Here is a 6,840-nt window from a genome sequence, read left to right on the forward strand (position 1 = left end):
GCGTACCGCCCTTCGGACACCTCACCCGCCCGACCCTGCATCTCCAGCCTCCGTACCCGGCACGCCGCTCTCGTCGCCGGGGCGATGGCGCACGCCTCCATCACCCCTCTCACGACGGGAGCACCCGGTCTCGTGGCCACTTTCCTCTCCAAGCTCGGACGCTTCGCCTTCCGGCGGCGCCGCTTCGTCGCCCTCATATGGGTGGCCCTGCTGGCCGTCGCCGGCGTCGGCGCCGCCACCTCCGCTTCCCCCGCCGCCGACTCCTTCTCGGTCCCCGGCACCGAGGCCCAGCGCGCCTTCGACCTGCTCGACCAGCGGTTCCCCGGCGGGAATGCGGACGGCGCCACGGCCCGGGTGGTCTTCCGAGCCCCCCAGGGCGAGACGATGAAGGACCCGGCGAACAAGGCGGCCGTCGAACGCACCGTGCGCGCCCTGACGTCGGGCTCCGGACAGGTCGACCGGGTCGCCGATCCGTACGCCGCCAAGACCCTCAGCAAGGACGCCCGCACCGCCTACGCCCAAGTCACCTACAAGGTCACGGGCTTCGAGCTGACCGACGCCTCCAAGGACGCCCTCAAGGACGCGGCCAAGGACGCGCGGAAGGACGGGCTGACGGTCGAGGTCGGCGGCAACGCGCTGCAGGCCATCCCCGAGACGGGGTCCACCGAGGTCATCGGCATCGCGGTCTCCGCGGTGGTCCTCGTCCTCACCTTCGGCGCGCTGATCGCGGCCGGACTGCCGCTGCTGACCGCGCTGATCGGCGTCGGCATCGGCGTCTCCACCATCACCGCGCTGAGCAGCGCGCTCGACCTGTCCAGTACGACCTCGACGCTGGCGATGATGATCGGCCTCGCCGTCGGCATCGACTACGCCCTGTTCATCGTCTCCCGCTACCGCGCCGAACTCACCGAGGGCCGGGAGCGGGAGGAGGCCGCCGGACGCGCGGTGGGCACCGCGGGCTCCGCGGTCGTCTTCGCCGGGATGACCGTGGTGATCGCGCTGGTCGGCCTGATGGTCGTCAACATCCCGATGCTGACGAAGATGGGCCTGGCCGCGGCGGGCACCGTCGTCATCGCCGTACTGATCGCGCTCACCCTCATCCCGGCGCTGCTGGGCTTCGCGGGGAAGCGGGTGCTGCCCCGCAAGGCACGCGCCACGAAGGGCGCCGACGGGCAGAGCGCCGACGGGAAGGGCGCGACGAGCGCGGCCGGGCGGCCCAACATGGGCACCCGCTGGGCGCGGTTCGTGCTGCGCCGGCCGGTCACCGTCCTCCTCGCCGTGGTGCTCGGCCTCGGCGCCGCCGCGATCCCCGCCGCCTCGCTGGAACTCGGCCTGCCCGACGACGGCGCGCAGCCCACCCACACCACCCAGCGCAAGGCCTACGACCTGCTGTCGGACGGCTTCGGCCCCGGCGTCAACGGCCCGCTGATGCTGGTCGTCGACGCCCGGGACGCGCACCAGGGGCAGAGCGCCAAGTCCGCCGCCGCGCAGGTCGCCAAGAAGGTGGACGCCCTCGAAGACGTCGCCGTCCTCACCCCGCCGACCTTCAACAAGGCCGGCGACACCGCCACATTGACCGTCGTCCCGAAGTCCAAGCCCAGCAGCGCCGCGACCGAGGACCTGGTCCATGACATCCGGTCGACGACGGCCGGCATCGCGACGGACACCGGCGCGCGGACCCTGGTCACCGGCACCACCGCGATGAACGTCGACGTCTCGCAGAAGCTCAATGACGCCCTGGTGCCCTACCTGGCGCTCGTCGTCGGCCTGGCCTTCCTCCTCCTGATGGTCGTCTTCCGCTCGGTGCTGGTCCCGCTCAAGGCGGCCCTCGGCTTCCTGCTGTCGGTGGTGGCGGCGCTCGGCGCGGTGGTCGCGGTCTTCCAATGGGGCTGGCTGGCCGACCTGTTCGGGGTCGAGCAGACCGGACCGATCATGAGCATGATGCCGATCTTCATGGTGGGCGTGGTCTTCGGCCTGGCGATGGATTACGAGGTCTTCCTCGTGACACGGATGCGGGAGGCCTTCGTCCACGGCGAACGCCCCGGCGAGGCCGTCGTCACCGGCTTCAGGCACGGCGCCCGGGTGGTCACCGCCGCCGCGGTCATCATGATCAGTGTCTTCGCCGGCTTCATCGGCTCCTCCGACTCGATGATCAAGATGATCGGCTTCGGCCTCGCCGTCGCCGTCTTCTTCGACGCCTTCCTCGTCCGGATGGCCCTGGTGCCCGCCGTCCTGGCCCTGCTGGGCCGCGCGGCGTGGTGGCTGCCCCGGTGGCTCCAGCGGATCCTGCCCCAGGTGGACGTCGAGGGCGAGGGCCTGCGCGACGAGCCCACCGGCACCCAGGACGCGAGCACCTCGCGTACACCGGCCCGAGTCTGACGGACCGTCATCGCGATCTGGCCGGGCGGCCACCCGCCGCCGGCCGCGTCGCACAAGACCTCCGGGACCGCTGTATGAGCGGCGCGGCCCCCCGGAGCGGGGCGCCCACCCGTGGGGACGGGAGCGGCGCACCAGGAGGGCCCGGCAACGGCCTCCCCTTGGGGAGGGGGGCGTTGCCGGGCCGTTTCGTTCCCTTTGCACAGAAAGGGGCGCGCGGCTTCCTTCACGCGCTCCGTCCGCACACGGGTGCCCTCGACGGGAAGGCGGCCAGCTGGGACCCCGTGCGTGCGACGCCGTGGCCGTTTCGCATCATGGGTGCTCTTGCAACATATTTGCAGGAGGCACCACCATGGGTGCGCTGCAGAGCCTGAAGCGGAGAACCCTGAGATGCACGTACCCGATGGATTCATCAACGCGCCGGTGTCGGTGGCGACCGGTGCGGTCGCCGCGGCCGCGGTCGCGGTCAGCCTGCGCGGCGCCCGGCGGGAACTGGCGGGTGCGGCGCAGGGCGGCGGCACGGGTGCCGAGCGCACGGCGCCGCTGGCCGGACTGGTCGCGGCGTTCATCTTTGCCGTGCAGATGCTGAACTTCCCGGTCGCGGCGGGCACCAGCGGGCATCTGCTGGGCGGTGCGCTGGCGGCGATCCTCGTCGGCCCGTACACCGGTGTCCTGTGCGTCTCCGTCGTGCTGCTCATGCAGGGCGTGCTGTTCGCCGACGGCGGGCTGACCGCGCTCGGCGTGAACATCACCGATATGGCGATCGTGACCACCGTGGTTGCCTACGCCCTGTTCCGGGGGCTGGTGAAGGTGCTGCCGCGACGGCGCCGCTCGATCACCGTGGCCTCGTTCGTCGCCGCGCTGGTGTCGGTGCCGGCCGCCGCGGTGGCCTTCACCGCCCTCTACGCGCTCGGCGGGACCGCGGACGTGCCGATCGGCAAGGTCTTCACCGCCATGGTGGGCGTGCATGTGCTGATCGGCATCGGCGAGGCCGCGATCACCGCGCTGACGGTCGGTGCCGTCATCGCCGTCCGTCCCGACCTGGTCTACGGCGCACGCGGCCTGACCGCCCCGCTGGAACTGCGCACCTCGCCGCTCGGCTCCCCGGCCGGGGAGCCCGCCGCCGTCCCGGCCGCCGCGACCGCCTCGGCCGAGGAGCCCGCCGCCGTCCCGACCGCCGCCACACCCCGCCGCTCCGTCCGCCGCGTCTGGCTGGCCGGGCTCGCCGCCGCCGTGGTGTGCGCCGGCGGCCTCAGCTACTACGCCTCCACCAGCCCCGACGGCCTGGAGAGGGTCGCCCACGACCAAGGCATCGACGCCAAGGCCGAGGACCACGCCACCAAGGACTCCCCGCTCGCCGACTACAGCGTCAAGGACATCACCGACCCGAGGCTGGCCGGCGGCCTCGCCGGGATCATCGGCGTCGGCGCCACGCTCGCGGCCGGCACCGGGGTCTTCCTCGTGCTGCGCCGCCGCCGGAGCGCCGGCCCGGGCGAGGCCGCGGCGCCGGCCGCCGAGCGCCCGACGCCGGAGCAGGTCTGAGATGGGCGCCGGTCACACGCACAAGCTCTACCGGCACGCGCACTCGCCGGTCCACGCGCTGCCCGCGCACTGCAAGATCGCCGCGGTCTTCTGCTTCGTGCTCATCGTCGTCTCCACCCCGCGCGAGGCCTTCTGGGCGTTCGGGCTCCATGCGCTGCTGATCGCCGCCGCCGCGGCGACCGCCCGCGTCCCCGCCCGGTTCCTGCTCCAACGACTCCTCATCGAGGTGCCGTTCGTCGCCTTCGCCCTGCTGATGCCGTTCGTCGCCGAGGGCCCGCGGGTCCACGTCGGCGGCCTGAGCCTGAGTGCGTCCGGCCTCTGGGGCGCCTGGAACATCCTCGCCAAGGGGACACTGGGCGTCGCCGCGTCCGTCCTGCTCGCCGCCACCACCGAACTGCGCGAACTCCTGCTGGGCCTGCAGCGCCTGCGGATGCCCCCGCTGCTCGTCCAGATCGCCTCCTTCATGATCCGCTACGGCGATGTGATCACCGACGAGATGCGCCGGATGCGGATCGCCCGGCTCTCCCGTGGCTTCGAGGCGCGCGGCCTCCGCCACTGGGGCGTGCTCGCCAAGTCCGCCGGCGCGCTGTTCATCCGCTCCTACGAGCGCGGTGAGCGGGTCCACCTCGCCATGGTCAGCCGCGGCTACACCGGCTCCATGCCCGTCATCGACGCCACCACCGCCACCCGCACACAATGGACCCGCGCGGCCGCCCTCCCGTTCGCCGCGCTCGCCGTCTGCCTCCTGGGATGGACCCTTTGAGCACCACCGCACCCGCCCCCTCCCTCGCCGTCTCCCGGCTCGCCTACGCCTACCCCGACGGCCACCAGGCGCTCTTCGGCGTCGACCTGACCGTCGGCCGCGGCGAACGCGTCGCCCTCCTCGGCCCCAACGGCGCCGGCAAGACCACCCTCGTCCTCCACCTCAACGGCATCCTCGAAGCGGGCGCCGGCACCGTCGCGGTCGCCGGGCTCCCGGTCGCCAAGGAGAACCTCGCGGAGATCCGCCGCCGCGTCGGCATCGTCTTCCAGGACCCCGACGACCAGCTGTTCATGCCCACCGTCCGCGAGGACGTCGCCTTCGGGCCGGCCGCCGCGGGACTGCGCGGCGCGGAACTCGACGCCCGCGTCACCGAAGCACTCACCCGGGTCGGCATGGCGGACTTCGCCGACCGCCCGCCGCACCACCTCTCCTTCGGCCAGCGCCGCCGGGTCGCCGTCGCCACGGTCCTGGCGATGCGGCCGGAAATCCTCGTCCTCGACGAGCCGTCCTCCAACCTCGACCCGGCCTCGCGCCGCGAACTCGCCGACATCCTGCGGTCGTTGGACGTCACCGTCCTGATGGTCACCCACGATCTTCCGTATGCGCTGGAGCTCTGCCCGCGGTCCGTCGTGCTCTCCGGAGGCGTGCTCGTCGCCGATGGCACTACCCAGCAGCTGCTGTGCGACGAGGAACTGATGCGCACCCACCGCCTGGAGCTCCCCTTCGGCTTCGCCCCGCGCTCGGTCGACGTCCCGCTGTGACCCACCACGGCGGCCGAGCCGTGTGACGAACGCCACCCGTCACCGTCCTGGTCATCAGCACTGACCCGCGCGTTGCACCATGGATGGGTCACGAAAGCGACGGATGAGCGGGAAGCGGGAATCAGTGGTGGACGTCCAGGGCACGGTCGAGGACGGCTTCGAGCCGGTCCGGGACGCCTTCATGGCCAACTTCGCACGGCGCGGTGAGCGGGGTGCGGCGGTCGCCGTCTACCAGCACGGGCGCAAGGTCGTCGACCTGTGGGGCGGCACGAAGGACGGCGACGCCCAGGGGGAGGCCGCCCCCTGGGAAGCCGGTACGGCCCAGGTGATCCGCTCCGCCTCCAAGGGCATCGCCGCCGTCGTCCCGCTGCTGCTGCACCAGCGCGGACAGCTCGACCTCGATGCCCCGGTCGGCACGTACTGGCCCGAGTTCAAGGCCGCCGGCAAGGAACGGGTCCTCGTCCGCCACCTGCTCTCGCACCGCGCCGGGCTGCCGGTGCTGGACACCCCGCTCACCCCCGCCGAGGCCATCGACGGTGTCAGCGGCCCCGCCGCGGTCGCCGCCCAGGCGCCCGCCTGGGAACCCGGCACCGAGCACGGCTACCACGCCCAGACCTACAGCTGGCTGCTCGGCGAGCTGGTGCGGCGGGTCACCGGTCGCACCATCGGCAGCTGGATCGCCGAGGAGATATCCGGGCCGCTCGGCCTCGACCTGTGGCTCGGCCTCCCCGAGGCCGAGCGGTCCCGCGTCGGCCGCCTCGCCCCCGTCGAGCCACCGGCCGCGCCGGCCGCGACGGGGCTCCGCGTCCGCCCGAAGCCGTCCGTCGCCGAGGCGTACGCCGATCCCGACTCGCTCACCAGCCGTGCCTTCGCGGCGATCTCCCCGGCCCCCGACGAGAACGACCCCGCCTACCGGGCCGCCGAGCTGCCCGCCTCCGCGGGCGTCGCCACCGCCCGTTCCCTGGCCCGCTGTTACGCCGCCCTCATCGGCGCCGTCGACGGCCACCCCCGGCTCTTCGCCCCCGCCACGCTCACCCTCGCCCGCACCGAGGAGTCCGCCGGCCTCGACCGCACGTTGCTCGTTCACACTCGCTTCGGCCTGGGCTTCATGCTGCATGGCTCCGCCTGTCCTCTCCTGGGGCCCGGCTCGTTCGGTCATCCTGGGCGCGGAGGCGCCCTCGCGGCCGCCGACCCCACGACGGGCCTGGCCTTCGGCTACGTCACCAACGGAATGCAGCGCAACGTGACAGCGGATCCTCGTCCTCAGGGGTTGCTTCGCGCTCTTTCCCACGTTGCCGGGTGACCCGCCGTGTGGCTTCTGTGAGTTGTTGCCCGCCTTCGGCGGGAGCGGAAGTGGTGGTGGGGTGGGGTCCCGGTTGCTGAGTGGTGGGTGGCGGG

At 73.0% G+C, this 6,840-nt stretch carries 5 protein-coding genes; all 5 read left to right on the forward strand.

All coding sequences use genetic code 11. The annotated features are described in order from the left end of the window. Positions 1 to 132: 132 nt before the first annotated feature. The 5 genes from EST92_RS30305 (at position 133) to EST92_RS30325 (ending at position 6,745) form a co-directional block, all read left to right on the forward strand. Positions 133 to 2,379 (forward strand): MMPL family transporter, encoded by a 2,247-nt coding sequence (locus tag EST92_RS30305; RefSeq protein ID WP_129283881.1) that lies wholly within the window; start codon positions 133 to 135, stop codon positions 2,377 to 2,379. Between the two features lie 387 nt (positions 2,380 to 2,766). Then, positions 2,767 to 3,918 (forward strand): energy-coupling factor ABC transporter permease, encoded by a 1,152-nt coding sequence (locus EST92_RS30310; RefSeq protein ID WP_129283882.1) that lies wholly within the window; start codon positions 2,767 to 2,769, stop codon positions 3,916 to 3,918. A gap of 1 nt (position 3,919) precedes the next feature. Next, entirely contained in the window at positions 3,920 to 4,681 is a 762-nt protein-coding gene (cbiQ, locus tag EST92_RS30315; protein ID WP_129283883.1) for a cobalt ECF transporter T component CbiQ, read from the forward strand. Beyond that, positions 4,669 to 5,442 (forward strand): ABC transporter ATP-binding protein, encoded by a 774-nt coding sequence (locus EST92_RS30320; RefSeq protein WP_254069151.1) that lies wholly within the window; start codon positions 4,669 to 4,671, stop codon positions 5,440 to 5,442. The genes cbiQ and EST92_RS30320 overlap by 13 nt, the downstream gene beginning before the upstream one ends. 103 nt (positions 5,443 to 5,545) lie before the next feature. Next, positions 5,546 to 6,745, forward strand: a complete 1,200-nt coding sequence (locus EST92_RS30325) for a serine hydrolase domain-containing protein (protein WP_129283885.1) — start codon at positions 5,546 to 5,548, stop codon at positions 6,743 to 6,745. The last annotated feature ends 95 nt before the right edge of the window (positions 6,746 to 6,840 follow it).

Origin of the sequence: Streptomyces sp. TM32, assembly GCF_004122755.1 — a bacterium.
GTDB lineage: Bacteria > Actinomycetota > Actinomycetes > Streptomycetales > Streptomycetaceae > Streptomyces > Streptomyces sioyaensis.